The sequence below is a fragment of the Dyadobacter sp. NIV53 genome (genome assembly GCF_019711195.1).
Taxonomy (GTDB): Bacteria; Bacteroidota; Bacteroidia; order Cytophagales; family Spirosomataceae; genus Dyadobacter.
Genome location: NZ_CP081299.1, coordinates 1889774 through 1914595, shown reverse-complemented (window position 1 = coordinate 1914595; position 24822 = coordinate 1889774). Strand labels below are relative to the sequence as shown.

The window sequence follows — 24822 nt, the reverse complement described above, 5'->3', positions numbered from 1 at the left end:
ACTATGGACAACCAAACAGTATCAAGAAGAAATTTTTTAAAAACATCTGCTGTCACAGGCGCGGTGTTTTCGCTCGGCTTTTACTGGCCGGGCAATGCAAAACCTGCAAAGATTATTAATGCTGCCGAAGCCAATAATTTCGGGGTAGAGATGAATTCCTGGGTACACATTGATGCATCAGGTAAGGTCACGATTTTTGACCACCGTGCAGAAATGGGTCAGGGTTCCTATCAGGCCGTTCCGCAAATTGTTGCAGAAGAACTGGAAGTAAATCTCAATGAAATCAATGTGGTCTTTGCTCCGGGCAACGCCAAAAAATATGGAAATCAGGTTACAGGTGGTAGCTCAACGGTAAGAGGTTCATACAAAAATCTGTTAAAACTAAGTGCAACCGCACGTGAAATGCTGATCCAGGCTGCTGCAACCAAATGGGGAGTGCCGAAAATAGAATGTTACGCCGAAGGTGGTCATGTCATTCACAAGCCTTCTGGCAAACGGCTGCATTATGGCGAACTTGTTGAAGCAGCATCAAAACTGGAAGCTCCAAAAGACGTAGTTTTGAAGAAACGTGCAGATTACAAGTTAATTGGAAAGCCATTGCGCCGGTTGGATACGCCAATGAAAACCAACGGTTCTGCTGTTTTTGGATTGGATAAAATGATTCCGGGCATGATGTATGCAGCAGTTGAACGAAACCCGAGATTAAGAGGAAAAGTAAAGAGCTTTGATGACACAAAGACCAGACAAGTACCCGGTGTTAAAAATGTTTTCAAAGTAAAAATGGGCGTTTTTGATACTTATCGTGAAGGTGTGGCGGTAGTTGCAGATTCTACCTGGGCAGCGATTCAGGGAAAAAAAGCTTTGAAAGTGGAGTGGGACGATACAGGATTTGAACATTTGGACACCGAAGAAATTTACAAACGTCAGGCCGAAGTTTTACAAACGCAGGAAGGCTTAACTTTCAAAAAGCAGGGTGAACCGAATGAAATTATAGCAAAAGCGTCTAAAAAAATAGATGTTATTTACGAGACGCCATACCAATATCATGCTGCGATGGAGCCGCTTAATTGCGTAGCCCACTATCATGATGACAAGCTGGAAATTTGGGGGCCGATCCAAGCTCCGGAATGGGTACAGGATTATATCAGTAAAGAAATGTCGATTCCCAAAGAAAAAGTGATTGTGAATATGACGTTTCTGGGTGGCGGTTTTGGACGGAAAGCTTTTATGGATTATCCGCATGAAGCTGCTGTAATTTCAAAAGAAATAAAAGGACCGGTGCAGGTGGTATGGACGCGGGAGGATGACGCAACCCAGGGGCCATTCCGTCCGGGAATTACATACCGGTGTGAAGGTGTGATCAATAACGGTGAGATCGATGCATTTAAAGTCAGGATGGCCGGTCAAAATAATGATCACTGGCGTGGTGGCAAAAAAGACGTTGCAAATCGCAGTACCTCGGAAGGTTTTCTGAAACCCTACACAGAGTCGATCAAAAATCTGGCGATCATGGACGTTCCTTTTGAAACACCGATCCCGACGATGTGGTGGCGCTCCGTATATGCGTCTACGAACGGTTTTGCGTATGAAAGTTTTCTGGATGAACTGGCATTGGAGGCGGGGAAAGATCCACTGGACTTCAGACGCGCTTATTTGAAAGAAGATCGTTTGCAAAAGCTGATTGATAAAATCGAAGAAGTGTCCGGTTGGAAGAGTAGGGCAAAGGGTGCAGGGTATGGGGTGGCAATTACTGAATGTTTTTCCAGCACCGTAGCACAGGTCGTAAAAGTTTCAAAGCGGGAATCAGGCGGTGTGAAAGTCGATCAGGTTTGGGCGGTGATGGATTGCGGCTGGTATGTGAATCCCGATACAATCAAAGCACAGATTGAAGGATCGGTTGTTATGGCACTTGGCGCTGCGACGATCCATCAGGTTAAATTCAAAGACGGCATGGCGGTCGACCATAATTTCAGCACCTATCAAATGCCGCGCATTACGGATATTCCCCCAATTGACATACACATTATGGACAACGATGCAGATGCCGGTGGGGTAGGAGAACCGGGATTGCCACCTTTCGCTCCGGCACTGACAAATGCAATTTTTGATTTGACGGGGAAACGTATCCGGAAACTGCCGTTTAGCTTACAGAACGTTTAGTATGATCTTTTGGATCAAATAATTTATGAAATCAACAACTTGAAATCAATAAAATAATGAAAAAAAGACAATTAGGAAATAGTGGTCTGGAAGTATCTGCTCTGGGTCTGGGCTGCATGGGGCTTAGCTTTGGTTATGGGCCTGCTGCTGAGAGAAAGGATGCTATTGCATTAATCAATGCAGCATTTGATCAGGGAGTTACTTTTTTTGATACAGCCGAGGCTTATGGCCCCTTTGCAAACGAAGAATTATTAGGAGAAGCGCTGGAACCATTCAGGAATCAGGTAGTGATTGCAACAAAATTTGGTTTCGAAGGCGGCGACTCAAAAGGTGGGCTTAACAGTAAGCCGGAAAGTATTATAGCTTTTGTTGAAGCGTCTTTAAAACGTCTGAGAACAGACTATATTGATCTTTTATATCAGCACCGGGTTGATCCTGAGGTACCAATTGAAGATGTTGCGGGAACTGTTAAAGATTTGATCCAGGCAGGAAAAGTAAAGTATTTTGGTCTGTCAGAAGCAGGTGTGCAAACGATCCGCAAAGCGCATGCGGTACAACCTGTTGCTGCGCTTCAGAGTGAATATTCCTTATGGTGGCGAGAACCCGAAAATGAGATTATACCTACATTGGAAGAATTAGGGATCGGTTTTGTACCTTTTAGTCCGCTGGGCAAGGGTTTTCTGACGGGTAAGATTGACGAGAACACCACATTTGATAAAACGGATTTTAGAAATACAGTGCCACGTTTCACAGCAGAGGCTCGCAAGGCAAATCAGGCAATGGTTGATCTGCTAGGAAAAATCGCAGGGGAGAAAAATGGAACCGGGGTGCCGGCCACCGGAGTGCCGGCCACACCTGCGCAAATAGCACTGGCTTGGCTGCTGGCCCAAAAGCCCTGGATTGTGCCAATTCCTGGCACGACCAAATTGCATAGATTAGAAGAGAATTTGGGTGGAGCAAATATTAAGCTTAGCGATAATGAATTAATGGAGATTCAGCGTGCGGCGTCACAAATTAAGGTACAAGGTGCACGTTATGCCGAAGCCATGCAAAAGATGGTTGACAATTAATTAAGTATCATTTCAAAATATGATCGGTGCAGCTGCCAGATTGGCTACCGTGCTGCATGTTGGTAAATGTCTGAAAAAAGAGCGGCAAGCGCAGTACAAAATGCTGCGAGGAAGTAATCTTACATAACAACCAACTTTTTGATGAGCCGTATTGGTCAATAGTAAATATTATGATGAAAAGGAAAAAGAAGATTATAAAGTCAATGTTGATTGGCTTTTCTTTATGCGCATTAATGGCGTGTTCATCTCCGGAATCTGAAATCAAAGATTTACCTGAGGAGATCGTTATTGGGGATACCGTTTACGTCGATGGTGTTTATTCTGCAAGGGGCGAATATGGCGGCCTTCCGTCTCACATTACGGTCACAGTTACACTTACAAGTGCGATCGTAAGCAATACTCAGGTACAAACGCATGCGACTGATCCGACGTCTTTGGATTTGCAACGTCGCTTTGCGGCTGCGGTGCCGGAGGTGGTAAACGGAAAGCACATAAGCCAGGTCAGAGTAGGGCGATTGGCAGGATCGAGTGGTACGCCGGTCGGCTTTAATGATGCGATCAGGCAGATTAAACAGCAGGCTGCAAAAGTCGACTAGGCAAACCGGCTTTTCGCTGTCTGGGATCCGCTTGTTACGATCTACACTGTCGGGTGTTGCCACAAAATATATCTGCTACTTAAATTTAATCCCCTATGGTAGAAGAAATAATTGATCTGCTTGAAGATCCGAATTTTAAAATCTGGATAGAATCGCCGAACGAATTCATTGATGAATACTGGCAAAATATTCTGAGGGAATTTCCGGAAAAGAAAGAATCCATAGATAAGGCCCGGGCAATTTTACAGGCAATAAACACCGAATTTACTTTCGATTTTCCTGAGGAGGAAGAGGTTAACAGGATGCTGAGAAAGATCTTTTACCAAATTAGTAACCCGAATTAAAGTATTTACCATTGGGAAATTTGCCGTTCGTCGAAGAATCTGGTCGTTGGGCGAATGTCTATAGTTATGTTTTTTTGTTGGTTTCAAAATATTTATCTTAGCTTTTATACATTACTTATAAAAATATTAACACCGTGGCTGTATTTAACTTAAAGATCAATGGTAAAGTCAGGAAAGTAGAAGTTGATCCATCCACCCCTGTCCTTTGGCTTTTGCGTGATCACCTTGACTTGCGGGGAACCAAATATGGCTGCGGAGTCGCACAATGTGGTGCGTGCACGGTGCATCTGGATGGAAATGCAGTTCGTTCCTGTCAACTGCCTGTTTCGGCAGTGGGCAAGTCCGCTGTTACGACAATAGAAGGGTTGTCTGAAAAAGGAGATCATCCGGTTCAGATGGCCTGGATTGAGCATGATGTGGCTCAATGCGGATATTGTCAGTCTGGCCAGATCATGAGTGCTGCGGCGCTGTTAAAATCTAATCCCAATCCTTCGGACAAGGATATTGATGCCCACATGAGCGGTAATATATGCCGCTGTGGTACGTATCTGAGGATCAAAGATGCTGTTAAGTCAGTAGCGAAGAAATAATGTTATCCTAAATCCAAAACAAGAATTTCACCATGGAAACTAATAAAACAACCTACGATAGACGCTCATTTTTGAAAGCTTCGGTGCTTTCCGGAGGAGGGATGTTGCTTACGGTGAGCTGGTTATCCAGTTTCAAATCTGCTGACAAAATGCAGGCGCTTAACCTGCCGGAGCAATGGGCATCGCTGAATGGCTACATTCATATCACACCTGACAACAAGATTAAACTCATTTGTCCCAACCCTGAGTTCGGTCAGAATGTAATGACTTCTTTGCCTATGATGCTGGCAGAGGAACTGGATGTGGACTGGAAAAACGTCACCGTCGAAATGGGGCCGCATGATCCTGCAAAATTAGGTGCTCAGTTTACGGGCGGGAGTAATTCAGTCCGGATGTACTGGAAGCCACTGCGGCAAGCCGGTGCAGCCGCCAGGCAAATGCTGCGTGAAGCGGCAGCTCAGACATGGAATGTACCAGTTGGCGAAGTGACGACCAAAGCAGGCGTGCTATCGCATCCAAGCGGGAAGTCTGCGAAATACGGTGATTTGGCTAGTAAGGCGGCTGCCGTTCCTGTGCCAAAGGACTTGCCGCTGAAAGCACCAAAAGATTTTACAATTGTCAGAAAGGCCACTAAAAATGTAGAAGGTCATAAAATTGTAAGTGGTAAACCTCTTTTTGGATTGGATTATCAAGTGGATGGTATGCTGATCGCCATGATCCAGCACCCGCCAGCTTTTGGAATGAAACTCAAATCGTTCGATGCGGTCCAGGCACTGAAGATGCCGGGTATCAAAGATATTTTTAGTCTGAAATTATACGAGGACGGATTTGAACAAGGCGGATTCGATACCCGTACATTCAACGAGTTGCTGGTAGTAGTTGGTAATACTACATGGGAAGTGATGAATGCGCGTAAAAAGCTGGTCGCTAACTGGGAAAATGCGGGTGATACCAAGGATACCATGGGCGGCAGAGGTGGAAAAAAGGAAGTTGTTGTTCCCGGAGCGCTTGAAACGACAAGCACTCAAATGCAGCAAATGCACGAGTTTGCAAATAAACCCGCCCAGCAATTAAGAAAAGATGGCGACCCTGAAACGGCTTTCAAAAATGCAGCGCAGGTGATCGAACGCACTTATAATGCCCCGTTTCTGGCGCACAATTGCATGGAACCGATGAATTTCTTCGCCCATGTAACCGATGAAAAAGCACTCTTCGCAGGTCCGTTGCAGGCACCGGGTTGGACAGAGCCTACACTTGCGAAACTGTTAAATCTGCCTGCCGATAAAATTGAGATACAAATGACGCGTATGGGTGGCGGTTTTGGGCGCAGGGCGTACGGACATTATCTTTCAGAGGCCGGCTTAATCTCTAAAAAAGTAAAGGCACCGGTGAAACTGATGTACACCCGTGAGGATGATATGACTTACGGCATTTACCGCCCGATGTATACAGCGACTTACCGCGCCGCGCTGGATGCAGACAAAAACCTGATTGCTTTTCATGTAAAGGGTGGGGGAATACCCGAGCATGCGATACATGCAAATCGTTTTCCGGCCGGAGCGGTGGATAATTATCTGGCGGAAGGCTGGCAAATCGCTTCCAATATTACGATTGGGGCTTTCAGGGCACCACGTTCCAATTTTAATGCAGCGGCTGAACAATCGTTTCTGGATGAAGTGGCCGAAGCCGCAGGAAAAGATCCGATTGAATTCAGGTTGGAGCTTTTAAAAAAGGCAAAGGAAAGTCCGGTGGGTAAGAACAATGAGTATGATGCAGGAAGATACGCCGGTGTACTGGAATTGCTTCGTGAGAAATCCGGTTGGGGCAAGCCAGGCAATGAGAAATACAACCGTGGTGTGGCCGCTTATTTCTGTCACAATTCCTATGCGGCCCATGTTGTCGATATGGTGACGCGGGACGGACAGCCTTATGTAGAGCGCGTGTTCAGCGCGATGGATTGTGGCATTGTCATTAACCCCGAATCGGCAACCAATATGGTGCAGGGAGCGGTGGTTGATGGAATAGGCAACGCATTTTATGGCGCTTTGACACATAAAGACGGCGTGCCGCAGCAGACGAATTTTCACAATTACCGAATGATCCGCATCAATGAAGCGCCTAAAAGTATCGAAGTACATTTTGTCCAAAATGATCTGGATCCAACGGGTTTAGGAGAACCGCCGTTTCCACCGGTGTTTGGTGCAGTGGCGAATGCGCTTTATAAGAACAAGGGGAGGAGATTCTATAATCAGCCTTTTCAGCCGGATTTTGAAAAGAATGTAAAAACGACGATATAAGACTAATGGAGAAAAAATTAAGTGGAATCGCCAAAACCTAATAATGATTAGAGATAGTTTCAACCGTGTTCATAATTACCTGCGTATATCGTTAACCGATAATTGTAATTTGAGGTGTTTCTACTGCATGCCGGAAGAGGAGTATTTGTTTACTCCGACTTCCAAATTAATGCAATGCTCCGAAATTGAAGCCCTGGCCACGACGTTTGTCGCGGCCGGGGTGAATAAAATCCGGCTTACAGGAGGTGAACCTTTGGTGCGTCATGACGCTGCCGACATAATACTTACTCTCGCAAAACTTCCCGTTGAACTCACAATGACAACAAACGGCACAAGGCTGCATAAGTTCATTGATGTTCTTAACGAGGCAGGGGTTCGTTCGCTCAATATTAGCCTTGATACTTTAAACCATGAAAAGTTCAATAAAGTCACCCGAAGAAATCAGTTTGACAGTGTTTTAGAAAATATTCAGCTGTGCCTGGAAAACGGTTTTCATGTGAAAGTAAACGTCGTGGTCATGAAAGGTTTGAATGATTATGAATTGATTGATTTTGTTGCATGGACCAAATCAACGCCGGTGGATGTACGTTTCATCGAATTTATGCCTTTTACCGGGAATCGGTGGACAAACAATCAGGTGATGACACTGAATGAAATATTGCAGGTTATTTCAGATAGATATGATTTTTCCTCCGTTGATAGAAAAGCACATGATACAGCCAAAAGATTCCGGGTGCCGGGGCATGTAGGAACTTTCGGTGTGATCAGTACGATGAGTTCTCATTTCTGCTCAGACTGCAACCGGATGCGCCTGACTGCCGACGGCAAGCTTAAGAACTGCCTTTTTTCCAATGGTGAAACCGATCTTTTAACGGCTTTACGAAACGGGCAGCAGATTCTTCCATTAATCCATCAGACTATCGCAGCCAAGCATTTTCAGCTGGGTGGTCAGATGACAACGGATTTCGGGGAAATTGATGCCGACAAAATTCTCAATAGAAGCATGATTACGATTGGGGGATAATTTTCTCAATCTAAAAATAGCTCACCTTTAAAGTTTTTTGACTTCTCAATCGTATTATTAGAAAACATGCGAACGGAGGAAAATTGAAAATGCCCCTTCAATTTGTCTGCGCTAATAAAGAAAAGTGCAGTCGCCAATCCGTCTGCTATCAGCGCGTTTTTGGCAATGACCCAGGTGGCAATTACGTCCTGAACGGGCAGTCCAACCCTGGCATCGAGTATGTGGTGCAATCCTTCGCCCCAAGCCCGTTTGTTGGATGCAGAAGCGCAAATGGCACTATCCTGCAAATCAATAACGCCAATAACATGTTCAAGCTGTAACGGATGCTGCATTCCGATTGGGAACTTCCAAATTCCGGAGTGCCGGATATCTCCGCCTGCATCAATGATGAACTCTGTTACTTCTTCTTTAAGAAGAATCTCACTAACCAGATCGACCAGATATCCTTTACCGGCTGCACCAATATCAATCACCACCGGTCGGTTTGTTATCAAGCTCTGACGGTCCCGGAAAACATCTTTTCCCCAACATGCTTTCTGCTCATGGTTCTTATGCAGGAGTATGTCATTTGCTGGTGTAAGCGAGTAGTTTCTGTCATAACCAAGCACTTCAAGTCTCCGCCCCACCAGTGGATCCACAGCTCCGCCCGTCAGGTTATGAAGCTTGTCATATAGCTCAAAAATGGGGATACAATCAACCGGAAAGTTAAAATTGCCTCCGTTAGAGGCAGAGGCAATTTCAGTAACAAGTGAATCAGTCCGGAACCGGGAATAAGTTTTGTCAAAGGACTCAATCCGATCCAGTACTTTTTTCTTTATCCCATCAGTCAATGGTTCATATGTCTCAATTTCCCAATGGGTACCGATGGCATCAAATACAAATAAAGAGTTGCTATTGTCATCAACTGACTCGTCCATAACGCGTCTATTTTATTTCTATGATGAGAGAATTGTTTATGATCACTAGCGTTTGTAGATCCGGTAAAGCCTTCCAGCATCTGTAATGGCATACAATGCTCCGTCATTTCCCTGAGTAATGTCTCTGAACCGCTGGTTTTCAGAAGCAAACAGACGCTCTTCGCCAGTAATTTTATTGTCTGTAATTACTAATCTTACCACATGCATGCCACTCAAACTTCCAATAAATAAATTGTTTTTCCATTCAGGAATGCTGTCGCTGCTGTAAAAGCCAATGCCACTTGGTGAGACGACCGGATCCCAATAATAAGCAGGTTGCTCCATACCATCGCGCGTTTGAATGGCTGCACCTACCGCAGTCCCGGAATATTCCAGACCATAAGTGATGATTGGCCAGCCATAATTTTTTCCTGCTTCCACTCTGTTCAGTTCGTCGCCTCCCCGGGGACCATGTTCAGTATTCCACAGATCACCGGTTACCGGATGGATTGCCAGGCCCTGCGGATTGCGGTGGCCATAGGAGAATATTTCAGGCCGTGCATCTGCCTGCCCTATAAATGGGTTGCCCGCTACCGGCTGACCTTCATTGGTAATCCGCACAATTTTCCCAAATCCGGAATTCAGAGATTGTGCCTGTGTTCGGGTTGCATTGTCGGCCCGCTCGCCCGCACTGACCAGCAGATTGCCGTCCCGGTCAAATAGAATCCTTCCTCCGTAATGTGCTGTCCCTCTGTAAGCTGGTAGCGCGCGGTAAATAACGGTCGGGTTTTCAATCATGGCTTCATCTTCCCTTAATCTTCCCTTTCCGACAGACGTTAAATTACCTTCAGCTGTGGGTTCTGAAAATACCCAGTAAACCATCCTGTTTGCTGAAAAGGCCGGGTCGATCCGTACACCCAGCAACCCTCCCTGGCCAGCAGGATTAACAGCAGGCAAACCTGTAATGGGTGCACTTAATACACCGGCAGTGGTGGCAATACGCATCGTTCCCGCCTTTTCCGTTATCAGCAACCTCCCATCCGGCAGCACGGTGATTCCCCAAGGACTGCTCAGGTTACTTGTTAATATGCGCCCTTCGATGGGCGTTGCTGTTTTGACACCTGCAACCCTGGTTTGTCCCGCAAATGCAGGTCTGTAAGAACTGTTGGGACGAATGGTTTCTACTGGTGTGCCTGGCGTCGTTGTTGTTGTCGTGTCAATGGCAACCGGAGGATTTGTGGTTGGCTCTGTATCGTTCTTTTTACAGGATATTACAACAAAGGCCGAAATTGCCAGTACTTTCAAAATTTTTGTTGTCATGGTTTTTCTTTGTTAGTTTTAAATTAAGATGAGTTATTAGCGGACCGATTTAGCGTTACGCATATAACCCGGTTACGCAAAGCATTCGAATTTTGTGAAATGAAAAGACTGTTTTTAGACGAACGACATCAAAACCCTCCCATACAACAACACGGCAGTACTTTAAACGTTTATCGGGGAAACAGGTCGTTTGTGGTTTTTCTCAACATTAGGGGAGGCTACCTTTGTTGTTGGGCTAAATTGTATCAACTAATGTTTAATAAACAGCTAACTTCAAACGTAATTGAGCTTTCCAGTATATCGTTGTGTTTATAAATAAATAATGTTTGATACTCAGTCGTTAAAACCATTTAAGGGCGTGTGGACGCAGGCCGCGTTTTGGGTTGGCTATTTCCTGTTTGAATGGCTGAACACGGGAGCAAATTTCGATAACTTCGAGTGGACTTTTCGCTCTATCAGTCTGCACCTTCCGCTGATTATGATTGCTGCCTACTGGCATTTACTTGTTACCGTCCGGCGCTTTTTGATGAATGGGCAGATGATAGGCTTTTGGATAAGTCTTATTGGCGGCCTGGTCGTTTTTGGTATTTTACGACGTTCTCTTAATTATTTCTGGTTTTATCCGAATTACTTTCCGCAGGCATTGCATAAACCATTTTGGTATCTTCCTAAACTTCTCGCTGAAACTACGCAGCTGCACTTAATTGTAGCTTTATTTGTAACTGTTGAACTTGTGAAAAATACCTTGCAGCAGCAACGGTTAAGTGAGACATACCGCAGGGAGAAATTGGCTGCCGAATACCGGCTTCTCCAATCGCAGGTTCAGCCGCATTTTCTTTTTAATACACTTAATAATCTGGTATCCGTTTCGCTGCACAACCCAAATCAGATGCCAAATCTGCTGCATCGGCTGGGTGGGCTGCTTAGCTATCAACTCCATGAGAGTCACCAGGATCATGTGCCATTAGCAAAAGAAATTGCCTATTTAAATGATTACATATCCCTGGAAAAAATTCGCTATGGCGATCGCCTTGATATCCAAACCAATTTTAGTTCTCTTACCAACGCAAATCAAATAAAGCTGCCTCCAATGCTTTTATTGACGTTTGTAGAAAATGCATTCAAACATGGCGCTGCTCAAACTGAAGGCCTTTGCTGGATCATTATGAATTTATCCATTGACAAAAATCGGCTGGTATTTTCCGTAGAAAACTCTGTGCCCGAAAATCAGGTGCCGTCAAGCTCAGGATTGGGCTTAATAAACCTTAGAAAACGCCTTGATATTCTTTTTCCCGGCGATTACGAAATAGTAACCATGCCCGAGGACGAGCAATTTCTGGCAGTATTAAAATTTAACATTTCCTGATGGTAATACGTTGTTTTGTGCTCGATGATGAGCCGCTGGCCACAGACTTAATGGTTGATTATATCGGCCGTTTACCGGATTTGGAACTGGTTGGGGTATCTAATAGCCCTACGCAAGGATTGCAACAGTTGCAGCAAACGCAAGTGGATGTCATATTCCTGGACATTCAAATGCCGAAATTAACAGGTTTTGATCTGCTGCGTCCATTAGGTTACAGACCAAAAGTCATATTCACGACGGCCTTTCGTGAATATGCGTTGGAAAGCTATGAATTTGATGTACTTGATTTTCTGGTAAAGCCTATCTCATTTGAACGGTTTCTGCTATCGGTAGGTAAGATTTATCGTTTTGCTCAGAATGCGTTGCCCGCCAATGATGCAATGGTGGTTCCTAAAATAGAAAGGGATTACCAATATTTTAAAGTTGATAAAGAGATGGTGAAGCTATTTCTGGATGATATTCTGTGGATTGAAAGTTTGAAAGATTACGTGCGTGTTCATACCAAATCCGGCCCGTTGGTTTCATACCTCAGGATCGGATATCTGGAAGAAAAATTGCCACCTGACCGCTTTATCAGGATTCATAAATCCTTCATTATTTCGTTGGATCACATTCAGGCGATCAGTTCCAATTACATCAGAATCGGCAATGAGGAAATTCCAATCGGGCGCATTTACAAGAATAAACTCGACAACTTAATTCCCGATAATCTTTCATCGGATACTTTGTAATAGCTGCAATAAAATTTAAACACCTATGGGAATTAAAGGCCTAAAACAGGAATATTGGTATACATATCAGGAATCTGTATACCATTAGGTAGAAGAATTAGCCTGAATTTTACATGTAATACAGGCTCTGCATTTATTAATTATCAGACACTGCAATTTTGAGAAGTGTAGCCGGCATATTTTAAGACAGTAACTATGGAAAAAGATGTGGATATCGTCGGAGTATATGCAGAAAGGCCTTCCTGGCAAACTATTTTTGTTTTGTCTCTGGGTCTATTAGGGTCAATCACAGCAGAGCTGATTTTAACAGGTTCAGCTATTACTATTGCAGATGAGCTTGGATTTAATAAGCATATGCTTGGACGTGCGGTTACTGCCCTAACCGCTTTTTTTACGATGCTGTCGGGCACAAATGTCGCCCGAAAAATCAATCAGGGCAATGTTATTCTTACACTTTTGTTATTGCTGATTTTGTCAAGCATACTCATTTCAATGGGCTCCAATCAGATCATGTCTGTTATTGGAAGGGTTTTGCTCGGAATTGTGACTGGCAGCTTCTCGTTAATATTTATTACAGTTTTCAGAACCCTGGGTTCTGAAAAGACTATTACAAAATCTTTATCAATAGTCTTTCCCGGGCTATTGTTGGCCAGTGGGACTGTTGTGATGCTTGGATCTGTTCTTGAAAAAATGCTCGGTTGGAAAACTTCAGGGCTTTTGATTGGCATATTCGTGATTACGTCATTTTTTGGCCTAATGGTCGGGCCGCAGGATTTTAAATCTAAATCTCAGAATAGTGGCCCGGCCTTAATTGACCTTTTAGCGCACCGTGCAAACAAAATTGCCACACTGGTAGTCGTTCTATTATTGGGCGGGCAGTTCGCATTCATCCTGTACCTGGGGCCTTTTGTAAAAGCTGTTGCAGATTTTCACGGCTATTCATCTTTTGCTTTTTTAATGACGTTTGTGATTTCCAATTTTCTTGGTGGTTGGCTCGATCCGTTAATATTGAGCAATAATCCCTTTTTAAAACTTATTGTTTTGCCAGCTGCCTTATCTTGTGCTTTGTTGGGCATGGTATTATGTGACCAGATTCTTTGGTTAACTTATATCCTGATCATATTTCTGGGTTTTTTTAACGGGCCGTTTATGATTGGATGGGCCAAGTGGTTAACCCAAAATTTTACTTCTAATGGCAGCTTTTTATTGCTTGCCGTCATTCAGCTTTCTATTGCTTTTGGAGCCGTTGGTGGTTGGATTTTTTTCGAAATAGGTGGAGTAAAAGCGGTATTAACATGTTCAGGAATTGTTTTGCTGGCAGTTCCACTTTGCCTTATGATCTTGTGTTCTGGATCTGATTTGAAGAAAGGCAGCGGGTAGGTCCGTGCCAGGATTGAGCAGGCAGATTGTAGTTCGTCGGGTTATTCTTACGTTGGGCTGGGTTCGGCTGTCGTTGGGCGAATTCTTTCAATTAGGTTCAACATAGAATGTTTGAACTGCGTAACTATTAATAGTAACAGTTTATGTCCCAGTTCTCACAGATAAAGATTTAAGTATGCACAGATTTACTCTAAGTTTCTTTTTCGCTTCCACATTGATGCTCGTAACAGGATGTAATAGTACTAAAAAGGTATTTGTTGAGCATGATTACAGTTACGAAACTAATTTCAAGGATTACTCGTCCTACACGTTCCTGGAATGCGAACGCGATACTAATAATTTATGTACAGAGATCTATGAGGCCATTCGGCGTCAAATGCAGGTAAGAGGGTACAAGCTGTCAGCAGATAAGCCGACGCTGTTGGTCAACTATGGAATTTTCTATGATAATCTGCGGTATCAGGGTTATATGCAGCCGGTTATCAAGAACTGGGTGGACACTGAAAACGATGGTTTTCGCTACGAGCCAATCAAGTATTCACTTGATAAAGGTGCATTAATTGTTTCGCTCATTGATGCTGAAACTGACCAGGTTGTGTGGCGAGGTTATGCTTCCGGAATTTTTAAAGGTGCTGAAACCTCAAACAACCATTATCGGAGTGTAGTAAGACGCATTTTCGATCAATATCCGCTGTTTGCGAAAGGTTATGATCCGAGAAAATACAGTGAGCAGGTAGGGAGGTGAACAGGATCAGAAGAATTTAATAACTAAATGGAATTATTGTATTTGAAACCGAGGGTCAGAGGTGAGGTAAACTCTCACCTTTTTCCAGTCTGTCATACGTTGGGAACTTTTGCATCGTTAACTTCTTTGCAATCACCTGATCAGGGCAGTGTTTGCCAGATTTAATCCTTACAAAATTTCATTATGAAAGCGCTAAACATATCAAAAGGGATACTAATAGCTTCATTGTGCACTTTTATAGCCTGTCATAAACAGCAGGAGCCAGCTCCGGAAGCGGTAGTACCAGAAGATTGCCTGGTAAGTGCCTCTTCGAGAAATGGTGAAATTATTGACGGCGAGTATATTTTAACTTACAAAGAGGTACAGAGTTTGTCAGGAGCAAATGCACGTGTCGCTTCGGTCACTGCCAGCTTATTTTCAAAGTATCAGATTCAACAATCTGCCATGCATGCTACTTTTGCAGGTGCCCGGAAAGGTGTTATAGCTCACTTGAGCAAACAGCAGCTTGCAAATTTGGAAAGCGATGAATCTATCGAGTCCATTGAACCTGACCGCATCTTATCCATGTGCACTTGCCTGGAAGTGACAGAGCCGCTTAGTGTAACGTGGAGTATTCGCAAAACAGGTTATGGGAACGGTACGAATTTTACTGAAAAAACTGCTTGGATCGTTGATACCGGGATAGATTTAGACCATCCCGATTTAAGTATAGATACAGTGAGAAGCCGCTCATTCATTACGGGATCCACTACTGCGGATGATGAAAATGGACATGGTACCCATGTTGCTGGGATCATTGGCGCACTTAATAACCGGGTGGGCTTATTAGGGATTGCTTCCGGAGTAAGAATTGTTTCCCTAAAAGTTTTGAACCAGGTAGGAGAAGGACGGCTGTCGAGTACTGTCGCTGCCATTGCCTATATCAACACCAACGGCCGTGTAGGGGATGTGGTGAATATGAGTTTAGGCGGAGAGGGCACATCTGTTGCACTTGAACGGGAAATTCAAGCTGCTGCTCAGAAAGGGATTTTATTTTCCATTGCGGCCGGCAATGAAGGAAAGCCGGCAAGAGATTTCTCTCCCGGCAGGATTAATCATCCCAATATATTTACTGTTTCTGCCGTAGATAGTGCGGGCACTTTTGCCAGCTTCTCTAACTATGGTAATGATGTTGTGGACGTAGCGGCTTATGGAGTCCGAATAGCTTCTACTTACAGAAATGGGAGGTATGCTGTTCTTTCCGGAACTTCTATGGCTGCACCACATGTAGCTGGTTTGTTACTGATCCGGGGCAGAAACATTCCAACAAGAGGTTTTGCGCTCAATGATCCTGACGGACAACCAGATCCGATTGCAAGGCAATAAAATTTTGTTTAGTACAAATATTTTTAATCGGGCCTTGTGCATCGATTTAACTCTGAAATATAGATATCATCTATTTATAGATTTAATCCGGTCGTTGAGATTTACTGGTTATGTGTACTTTATGCAATTACTTTTCTATTTGGTTTGCGATGATGCTAGTGAACCATTTTAGTGGTAAAAGCCATCTTATAAAGAAGATGAAGCCAGCCTGCGGTGTACCGGCATAACGTAATTTTTTCTTTCCATCGGTTGCTGCTTTATAGGCAACCTTTGCAACAACATCCGCCGTTGGAGCATTTTTGTATCCGTCCAATGTCCCTTGCTGTGCGCTGTTGGAGTAATTGTCATATACGGGGTTACTGATAAACTCAATGTTTCCAACAAATTCGCTCTTTACACCTGCGGGCTCAATGTTCTTGATGACGATGCCAAACTGCCTTAACTCAAATTGGAGTGATTCCATAAATCCTTCTATGGCCCATTTACTGCTGTTATAAGCAGAGTAAAGAGGGAAAGTGATGATGCCGCCGGATGACGTAGTATTGAGAATGATACCGGCATGATTACTTCTGAAATTAGGTAAAATAGCTCTTGTTACATTCATGACGCCAAAAACATTGGTTTCGAATTGTTTTCTGATTTGACTTTCAGTAACGGCTTCAAATGCTCCTGCCAATGCATAACCTGCATTGTTGAAAAGCACGTCAATCTTACCAAATTTGCTTATGGCTTTTTGTACAGCACTTTCAATGCTGACATTATCTGTTACATCCAATTGAAGACAAGTAATGTTAGTCTTTCCTGCAAGGGCAGAATCTGGCACTAGGTTTCGCATTGTCGCTATAACATTCCATCCTTTATCTGCAAAGTATAGAGCTGTGGCCTTTCCGATACCGGTCGATGCTCCGGTAATTAGTATTGTTTTCATAGTTGATATTTTAGAGTGAATATTCATTCCAATTAAATTGTAAATTTTTTTAGCTTTTTACAGCATCCCAGGCGAGTTGAATATGGTTGACCACAATGGATTTGTCTGCACTTTTTCCTTTGGAAATCGCCCAGCGCATAAATCCCATCAGTCCACCTTCTAAAAAGTGCATGATTTCTTCGATGTCAATGTTTTTAATGATCCCTTGCTGCTGTCCTTTCGACAAGATTTCAAGAAAAGGCTGGTAAACTTGTGAACCCTGTGACCTAGTTTCGCTGGTCAGGATGGGAGAATTTTTTATTTGGTCGATAAAATAAAAGTAGGAGGGGTTTGCAAGTAAGAAAGTGATGAAGGTTTCTGAAAACTGCAAAAAATGCAGTTTTACACTATCCTGCTGATTGGCCAGTGAAGCATGGTGAAGTTGTTGCTGTTTTATAAAAAGATAAATTTCATTGATCAGCTCTTCCTTTGTTGCAAAGTAATTATAGATCGTTCCCATTCCAGTTCCGGCTTCTTTTGCAATCGCCGACATGGGCGTTGCCTGAATGTCGTTCTCGACAAACAGCTTTATTCCGGCCTGTATGATTTGTAACCTCTTATTCATCCAGTAAAGATAATGTATGGAATGATCATTCCAAAGTTAGTAGACAAAATTTTCTCTTAATTAATCGGTGGTTTTTCCGTACTATCAATGCCATGTGATTTTCTTCCCATTTGGTTCTGAAAAGAGCCGATTCTGTAAATTTTAGAATTGTTTTGCACTGTTTTAACAGAAATATTTTGCGCAGGCGGGATCATTAAAAACGGTGGTATTTCTGAAATCTTTCAAGAGGTTAGCTTCATGCGAGTTCATTAGAATGGAAGTTGATTTAAGGCATTATAGTACAGAAATCAGAAATGATATCCACCTTTAAATGTAACTTGTACAAGTGTATGCTACTGGTATTTGTTCCCCAACTGCTTTGCTGGATTGTTATTCGAAAAGAGGTTCAACCTCAATATTCATATTCGCCTGGCTTAGCAAAAGCTCTGGGCAAAAGTGCTAGCTGATGTCATGCAATGATTACCAAATTGCAGTATGGGATTACCTACATAATCTGTAAATTCCCGACAATTCTCAATTGTTTAGATAAGTTCTATGAAAAAACACAGCAATAACCCGTTTATTCTTGCTCTTAAAGCCCATAATCTCACTGTTGAGATTCATCACCATTCCGCATATCAAATCGTCTTATCAAATGATGCTCCTTTTAATTCAACGATCAGAGGAACACTTTACGAGCGCATCCATGGTTTTCTGATAAAACCGCATGTTCCCCATTTTTGCGAGGCCGAAAAAGGAACCTTGAATGTACTGAATATAGAGCCTTACTCGAATGTTGGTTTGGAATTGGCAGGCAGGTTCAACGAAAATCAAGACTATATCGTTTTTGACTCGCCTGCTGAAACAAATTCATTTTTTCAGACACCGGAAGACAGTTTGGATGTGAGCAAGGTAATTGATACTATAGTATCTAAATTACCTTCCATTGATTATGATGAAAGGGTTACAAGAATCGTCGAATACATCAAGGCCAACTATTCTGAGCAGAACATCACCCCGCAAACATTTGCCGATATTGTCTTTCTTTCTCCGTCGCGACTGGCCTCACTTTTCAAGAAACAGACCGGAAGCAGCTTATCCAAATATCTGCTGTGGACACGTTTGCGCCAGGCCATCTATATTACACTTTCTGACAAGGACAGAAGCCTTACTGACATTGCCTACGACACGGGCTTTTACGATCTTCCCCAACTTAATAAATATATGTACGAAATGTTTGGAATGCCGCCTAAGGCCTTAAAGCACAATAGTGATCTGATTGAGATCTATTGATCCATCTTTATCCATATTAATACGGCTACACGGAGCCTCTCATGCAGATCAGTGATCTGATACAAGTTTGGCAGTGTCACAGGATGCAACTTTGTGACATCATTTAAACATAAATAATATCATGAAAGCCATCGTATATCAAGAGTTTGGAACCGCAGGCGTGCTGCAAACCGTAGAACAGTCAAAACCAACGATCAAAGCAGATCAGGTTCTGATTAAAGTAAAAGCGTTTTCCATCAACCCCATGGATTGGAAAATCAGAAAAGGGGAAATGACATTGATGTCGTGTTCGAATTTTCCAAAGCATACCGGTACTGATTTCGCCGGCATCGTTGAAGAGATCGGGGCTTCGGTAAGTGGCCTTGAAATAGGCGACGAAGTTTTTGGCGTGGTAAAAAATATGATGAAAGAGGGCGTTTCATCGGAGTATATTGCTGTAACCTCTTCCCTGGTCTGGAAAAAACCTGTTGATATCAGCTTTGCCCAGGCAGCTTCTATTCCGGTAGTGGGTACGGCAGCAGTTACCGCGTTGGAGAAAATGGGTGATATCAATTCGCAAACCAACATATTGGTCAATGGAGCGACCGGTGGTTTTGGTATGTTTCTGCTTCAATTGTTAAAACAGAAAGGCGCCAGTGTAACAGCTGTAACAAGCAGCAAAGGAGCAGAATTTGCAAGGAAATGGGGAGCAAATTCAGTAATAGACTATGCAAGGGAAGATGTGCTTGGGCGTAAAGCGACCTATGATATCGTCATTGATCTGTCAGGCAAAATGGGATATAAAAATGCCAAACAAATTATGAAGTCAAAAGCGCTGTTTCTAAACCCGACGCCCCGGCCAATCGAAATCCCACTGTCGTTTATCAAAAACCTTTTTACATCCAAAAAGCATATTATAGTGCTTGCCAGCCCTTCCACTAAGTACACGGATATTTTGCTGGGTGCAGTGAAAAATGGGTTGAATATTGAAGTCAACAAAGTATTCTCGTTCGCTGACTACAAAGAAGCGTATCAATATGCTGAGCGGGGTGGCTACATTGGGAAAGTTGTCGTAGAAGTCAACTAGATGCCCTATAAGCTTATCCCCATGCATCCCCACAGGGATGACTTCTATCATTAGGAGCGGGTGCTAGAAGTTGGTGGCACTTTGGAAGGGTTACAAATCTTTATTAGACCTGAAACCGCAGGTCTATACCGAAGGTCCAGTTCTTCAAACTGCCTGATGCGTATAACTATAACCGTTATATAAAGATAGCAGGTAATGGCAAAGATTACCCGCTTCACGCAGACAAACTCGACTCATTTTGAGCGAGGAATGTATAGCGGCAATCTTCATAGATAATGCCAGAAGTCACAAGAACAGTGATCTGGTACAAGTTTACCACCCGCAATCAGGCCAACTTTGCATAGTAATTATTCAACAACATTTTAACATAATGATATGAAAACGAAAGTAGTTGTATTGGGGGCCACAGGAACAGTGGGCAGCAAGATTTCAGAAATCCTTTTAAACCAGGGGAATCAGGTGACGTTAATCGCACGCCATACCGAAAAATTAGAAAAATTCCGCAGTCTGGGAGCTGAGATTATTGCAGGGGATATCACCGATGTTCAGACGCTGACCGCTGCCTTTAAAAATGCCGATAGTGCTTTTGTGCTGTTGCCCGACAATGTTAAGGCTGAGAATACAAGAGCCTACCAGAGACAGGTTACAAGCGGTTTAATTGAGGCCATCGAAAATTCTGGCATCAAACACATCGTCAATATGAGCAGTCTTGGATCTCACATGCACGAAGGAAATGGTATGATGGCCGGGACTGGTGAACAAGAGGTGAGGTTAAACCAGTTGAAGGATGTAAATGTAGTGCACATCCGCTCTGCCTATTTTATGGAAAACTTTTTAAGAACAATAGGTGTCGTTAAAAAAATGGGATTCAACGGCACAGCAGCAGATGGAGACCATGCCATACCGATGGTCGCCACAGAAGATGTTGCAAAAATCGCGGCCGTGCATTTGGCAAACCTTGACTTCAACGATAAAAGTGTCCATGCCGTGATGGGACCAAAAGACTATACTTACCGGCAGTTTACCACTATTATTGGTAAGGCCATTGGTAATCCGGAACTGGCGTATGTGCAGCTGCCGGTAGAGCAGGTAAAACAAGCATTTTTAGGCAACGGATTTTCAGAAGATTTTGCCGATAACCTGATCGAAATGGGAACAGCCATTAAAACCGGGTTTATGAATTATCAAAAACGAGATGATTCGACTACCACGCCCAAAACAGCAAAAGCATTTGTGGAAGAGGTTTATTTGCCACTCTTTAACAAGTAAATTAAATCAAATGTTGGCTATTGGGAAGCTAATTCTCTTAGCGTATCCAGTAAAATGCACTGATCGGCTAGGACGGACCTACTGATAATTTTTCAATGAAGGATCGAATCTTGATACCGCTGAAATTCCTTGGTAACAAACCAATACCTTCTTACTGTTCTTTGCTCCTAAATCAGTGATCTGATACAAGTTCATCCTGCTCTATACAGCAACCTTTGCATCATCAATAATATGACAATCAATTAATTATTATCATGAAATTATTAGAAAAAATACAGTTAGGAGATCTAGCTTTAAAGAACAAAATGGTGATGTCTGCGATGACCAGAAGCCGCGCAGATCAGAACGGGATTGTAGGTGATATGACAATTCAATATTACACGCAAAGAGTGAGTGCGGGTCTGCTATTTAGCGAAGCCATCCGAATAAGTGAAGATGCAACCGGCAGCCCGCTAACGCCCGGTATTTACAGCAATGATCAGATCGAGGCCTGGAAAAAAGTCACAAAATCTGTACATGATCATGGAGGGCTAATCATCGCCCAGCTCTGGCACACAGGCCGCGTCGGGCACTCGATCGATCGAAATGGCAAACTACCACTTGCGCCATCGGCACTGCCGATACAAGGCATGCAACATTTCACTTCACAGGGTATGAAGGATTATGAAACACCCCGGGAAATTACCATTGACCAAATCAAACAAACGGTCAGGGATTATGGCCAGGCCGCCAGGAATGCAATTGAAGCCGGTTTTGATGGGGTAGAACTTCATGCTGCAAATGGTTACCTGCCAAGCCAGTTTCTGGCCGAAAGTGCAAACCAGAGAACAGATGAATACGGTGGAAGCATTCCCAACAAAGCTCGTTTTGTGCTGGAAGTCATGCAGGAAATAGTAGGGGCAGTTGGTGGTGATAAGGTAGGGATTAAAATTTCGCCCTTTCATCCCTATGGCCATATGATTTTGGATGATCCTGCCAGCACATACACTTATCTGATTGAAGAGCTAAACAAACTGGATTTTGCCTTTGTAGAACTGATGAGGCGCAGTCCATACTTTCCTTCGCCTGCTCACTATCCGGCGGATGATGAAATCGAACTGTTTGGCAGCATGATACAGCAATCGGTTATTGCCAATGCAGGTTATGACAAACTTTCCGCCGAAGCAGAACTTGAAAAAGGCATCGCCGGACTCGTCTCATTCGGTACACTTTTCCTGGCAAATCCTGACTTGCCAGAACGATTTGAAAAAAGTGCAGCGCTCAACGAACCAGACAGGGCAAAGATGTTTGGCGGTGGCGCGAAAGGGTATATAAACTATCCGTTTTTGACTTTTAATGAAAAAGTTAACGGTTAAGCAGAGTGTGATGTCATCGATACTACGTTTTAGGTCATCGTTGATAGCGTCGATTTCAGCCCGCGACGCTCAGGATGGCATTGGGTGAAGATACGCAAAAAGAGCTGGCACTGGCTAGCGAGAAGTAAAGGATAGCCCGACCATTTTGGCTACAACAATCTCCATATCCACTACAAGCGCCAGCCGCGCGCCGCATAAATTTGTCTCCTGAAAATAACAAGTAAGACAAATGACAAAGACTATTTTTATTACTGGTGCTTCAACAGGTATCGGAAGGGCTACGGCCAAATTGTTTGCAGCCAAAGGCTGGAAGGTGATCGCGACCATGCGCAAGCCTGAAAATGAAACAGAACTCAATGCGCTGGATAATGTAACCGTGCTGCCCCTTGACGTAACCAATCCGGCGCAAATCCGCCAAACCAAGCAGCAAGTGTTGGCTTTGGGCGATATCGATGTGGTATTTAACAATGCGGGCTATGGATTGTTCGGCGTATTAGAAGCGATGACCGATGAGCAGCTGGTACAGCAAATGGAAACCAATTTTTTCGGTGTCGTGCGGGTGACGCAGGCCTTTATTCCCTATTTCCGCGAGCGGAAAGCAGGGCTTTTTATCACGACCGGCTCATCGGCAGGGCTGATGGCTTTCCCGGTAAGCTCAATGTACGATGCCAGTAAATTTGCGCTGGAAGGCTGGGCGGAAAGCTTGTCCTATGAGCTGAATGAGGTTGGAATCGGGATTAAAACCATTGAACCCGGATTGGTGGCGACGGAAATCGGTGCGAAGTCGGTGTTTGCCTCGCACCCGGCTTATGAAGCATTGATAAACAAATTCACGGCGATGCTGGCACCTGACCAAGCCGCGACGACATCTGAACAAATTGCCGAAGTGGTGTACGGCGCAGCTACCGATGGAACAGACACATTACGATACGTTTGTGGCGACGATGCCAAAGAATGGTATGCGAAGCGACTGGCTGAGGGCGACGAGGCTTTTAGGGACGGAATCAAACAATTGTTAGCCGCTGTTTAAAATTGAATGTTTGCTGACGCAGACCGGAACGATTTGCGTCGGCAGAGCATTATGTGATTATGAAAAGGGAACATCTTAAACCGCGCGTGTACCACTCCATTGGAGAAATGCAGCGTGCATTCGGCCTGCCACAACCATTGCATCCGCTGATCAGCTTGTTGGATTTCAACAAGGTGCAGATCACGGCCGAAATGCTGGCCGATACTTTTGCCATGGACTTTTATAATATTACCTACAACGAATCGCCGGGCTGCCGGATGCGATATGGGCAAACCACCTATGATTTTCAGGTAGGCGGAATGTTTTTTTCTTCGCCGGGCCAGCCGCTAACGGGCCTTGAAGTGGCCGAAACGACCCTCGGATTTACCTTGCTGGTCCATCCGGATTTTCTGCGAAACTATCCACTGGACGCCAAAATGAAGCATTATGGCTTTTTCTCCTACTCGGTGACCGAATCGCTGCATTTGTCGGACAAAGAAAAGTTGATCATTGAGGGCATTGCCCGTAACATCGGTGACGAACTCGAAACGGCTATCGACGAGTTGAGCCAAGATGTGTTGATTTCGCAGCTGGAACTGATGCTGAATTACAGTCAACGGTTTTACAAACGCCAATTCATTACCCGCAACCCGATCCACAATGCATTGCTGGACAAGCTGGACATGTTGCTGGAAAATTATTTCAATGATGAGACTGCTTTGCTGAAAGGGCTCCCAAGCGTTCAGTATCTTTCTGGTGAGCTGCACGTTTCGCCACGGTACCTGGGCGACATGCTCCGCGCACTAACCGGCCAGAATACGCAGCAGCACATTCATAACAAAGTTATCGAAAAGGCTAAGGAAGTGTTGACATTTAGTGATCTGACAATAGGGGAAATAGCATACCAGCTAGGTTTTGAGCATTCGCAGTCTTTTAGTAAGTTATTCAAATCAAAGACAAACTTTTCCCCCCTGGAATTCAGAGCGAGCTTTAATTAAGAAAGGCAGGCTATTAAAAAACGTACCGGCCGAAACCGGAATCATCCCATGGGATGCGCACAATATTATTGGCAATTATAATATTTCTAAGACCTGGTTGTCGAAAATACTACAGGTAAGGCGGGCTGTTTTGAACAAAACTGGCCGGTAACCAACTACAATTGTTACACCCATTGCACAAAGCGATTACACTGGTCCATGATTGTATTGGTTCAAAAATGAACATGGATTCAAAAAACTTTCACAGCTATATCCAGCCGATTCAGCCAAAATCAAAACTGAAAGAGTATCAGGGCCAAAACATGTTTGGCTGATTTCTAATATCGATTCCAAAGAATCAGTAGAAGCAATGCGATAAAATCTGCGAGCACTGGTCTAAGACCTTGCTTTACAATGTGGGAGAATAAACCTTGTACAAGTGCTGCCTCTAACTTGGT

22 protein-coding genes are annotated in these 24822 nt (G+C 43.8%); 18 read left to right on the top strand and 4 right to left on the bottom strand.

The genetic code is table 11. The features are described from left to right. The first annotated feature begins 3 nt into the window (after positions 1–3). From KZC02_RS07825 to moaA, 7 genes are all read left to right on the top strand, one after another. Complete coding sequence (locus KZC02_RS07825; RefSeq protein WP_221393589.1) at positions 4–2160, top strand: molybdopterin cofactor-binding domain-containing protein; 2157 nt, start codon at positions 4–6, stop codon at positions 2158–2160. A gap of 56 nt (positions 2161–2216) precedes the next feature. Next, the gene (locus tag KZC02_RS07820) at positions 2217–3230 is read left to right on the top strand and encodes an aldo/keto reductase (RefSeq protein WP_221393588.1); all 1014 of its coding nucleotides are present in this window, start codon (positions 2217–2219) and stop codon (positions 3228–3230) included. A 233-nt stretch (positions 3231–3463) separates the two neighbouring features. Further along, positions 3464–3826: a hypothetical protein gene (locus KZC02_RS07815; protein WP_221393587.1), complete on the top strand. Its 363-nt coding sequence runs from the start codon at positions 3464–3466 to the stop codon at positions 3824–3826. A gap of 95 nt (positions 3827–3921) precedes the next feature. Next, entirely contained in the window at positions 3922–4170 is a 249-nt protein-coding gene (locus KZC02_RS07810) for a hypothetical protein (RefSeq protein WP_221393586.1), read from the top strand. Positions 4171–4304: 134 nt separating this feature from the next. Further along, on the top strand, positions 4305–4760 hold the full coding sequence (locus tag KZC02_RS07805; RefSeq protein WP_221393585.1) for a (2Fe-2S)-binding protein: 456 nt from the start codon (positions 4305–4307) through the stop codon (positions 4758–4760). A 32-nt stretch (positions 4761–4792) separates the two neighbouring features. Beyond that, positions 4793–7057, top strand: a complete 2265-nt coding sequence (locus KZC02_RS07800; RefSeq protein WP_221393584.1) for a xanthine dehydrogenase family protein molybdopterin-binding subunit — start codon at positions 4793–4795, stop codon at positions 7055–7057. Between the two features lie 43 nt (positions 7058–7100). Continuing rightward, entirely contained in the window at positions 7101–8081 is a 981-nt protein-coding gene (gene moaA, locus KZC02_RS07795) for a GTP 3',8-cyclase MoaA (protein WP_221393583.1), read from the top strand. A gap of 5 nt (positions 8082–8086) precedes the next feature. Here the strand turns inward: moaA and KZC02_RS07790 are convergent, their stop codons facing one another. Then, positions 8087–8998, bottom strand: coding sequence for an FAD:protein FMN transferase (locus KZC02_RS07790; protein WP_221393582.1), 912 nt, complete (start codon positions 8996–8998; stop codon positions 8087–8089). Between the two features lie 45 nt (positions 8999–9043). Then, a complete protein-coding gene (locus KZC02_RS07785) occupies positions 9044–10297 on the bottom strand; it encodes a PQQ-dependent sugar dehydrogenase (RefSeq protein ID WP_221393581.1) in 1254 nt (417 codons plus the stop codon). 322 nt (positions 10298–10619) lie between these two features. Here KZC02_RS07785 and KZC02_RS07780 point away from each other — a divergent pair, with 322 nt between their 5' ends. The 5 genes from KZC02_RS07780 (at position 10620) to KZC02_RS07760 (ending at position 15884) form a co-directional block, all read left to right on the top strand. Continuing rightward, entirely contained in the window at positions 10620–11663 is a 1044-nt protein-coding gene (locus KZC02_RS07780) for a sensor histidine kinase (RefSeq protein ID WP_221393580.1), read from the top strand. Further along, complete coding sequence (locus KZC02_RS07775; protein WP_221393579.1) at positions 11663–12394, top strand: LytTR family DNA-binding domain-containing protein; 732 nt, start codon at positions 11663–11665, stop codon at positions 12392–12394. Before KZC02_RS07780 ends, KZC02_RS07775 begins: the two co-directional genes overlap by 1 nt. A 195-nt stretch (positions 12395–12589) precedes the next feature. Continuing rightward, positions 12590–13774: an MFS transporter gene (locus KZC02_RS07770; protein WP_221393578.1), complete on the top strand. Its 1185-nt coding sequence runs from the start codon at positions 12590–12592 to the stop codon at positions 13772–13774. A 175-nt stretch (positions 13775–13949) separates the two neighbouring features. Next, complete coding sequence (locus KZC02_RS07765) at positions 13950–14519, top strand: DUF4136 domain-containing protein (protein WP_221393577.1); 570 nt, start codon at positions 13950–13952, stop codon at positions 14517–14519. A 183-nt stretch (positions 14520–14702) separates the two neighbouring features. Continuing rightward, positions 14703–15884, top strand: a complete 1182-nt coding sequence (locus KZC02_RS07760) for a S8 family serine peptidase (protein ID WP_221393576.1) — start codon at positions 14703–14705, stop codon at positions 15882–15884. 127 nt (positions 15885–16011) lie between these two features. Here KZC02_RS07760 and KZC02_RS07755 read toward each other — a convergent pair whose 3' ends face one another. Together KZC02_RS07755 and KZC02_RS07750 are read right to left on the bottom strand one after the other, a co-directional pair. Beyond that, on the bottom strand, positions 16012–16812 hold the full coding sequence (locus KZC02_RS07755; protein WP_221393575.1) for an SDR family oxidoreductase: 801 nt from the start codon (positions 16810–16812) through the stop codon (positions 16012–16014). Between the two features lie 49 nt (positions 16813–16861). Next, positions 16862–17416, bottom strand: a complete 555-nt coding sequence (locus tag KZC02_RS07750; RefSeq protein WP_221393574.1) for a TetR/AcrR family transcriptional regulator — start codon at positions 17414–17416, stop codon at positions 16862–16864. A gap of 534 nt (positions 17417–17950) precedes the next feature. Between KZC02_RS07750 and KZC02_RS07745 the strand changes: the two genes are divergently transcribed. From KZC02_RS07745 to KZC02_RS07720, 6 genes are all read left to right on the top strand, one after another. Further along, a complete protein-coding gene (locus tag KZC02_RS07745) occupies positions 17951–18688 on the top strand; it encodes an AraC family transcriptional regulator (protein WP_221393573.1) in 738 nt (245 codons plus the stop codon). 121 nt (positions 18689–18809) lie between these two features. Beyond that, complete coding sequence (locus tag KZC02_RS07740) at positions 18810–19754, top strand: NADP-dependent oxidoreductase (RefSeq protein ID WP_221393572.1); 945 nt, start codon at positions 18810–18812, stop codon at positions 19752–19754. Positions 19755–20129: 375 nt separating this feature from the next. Next, entirely contained in the window at positions 20130–21023 is an 894-nt protein-coding gene (locus KZC02_RS07735) for an NAD(P)H-binding protein (RefSeq protein WP_221393571.1), read from the top strand. Positions 21024–21277: 254 nt separating this feature from the next. Continuing rightward, positions 21278–22378 carry an alkene reductase gene (locus KZC02_RS07730; protein WP_221393570.1) on the top strand — a complete coding sequence of 367 codons (1101 nt, stop codon included), beginning with the start codon at positions 21278–21280 and terminating at the stop codon, positions 22376–22378. 229 nt (positions 22379–22607) lie between these two features. Next, complete coding sequence (locus KZC02_RS07725) at positions 22608–23408, top strand: SDR family oxidoreductase (RefSeq protein ID WP_221393569.1); 801 nt, start codon at positions 22608–22610, stop codon at positions 23406–23408. Between the two features lie 59 nt (positions 23409–23467). Beyond that, entirely contained in the window at positions 23468–24385 is a 918-nt protein-coding gene (locus KZC02_RS07720; RefSeq protein ID WP_221393568.1) for an AraC family transcriptional regulator, read from the top strand. Positions 24386–24822: the final 437 nt, after the last annotated feature.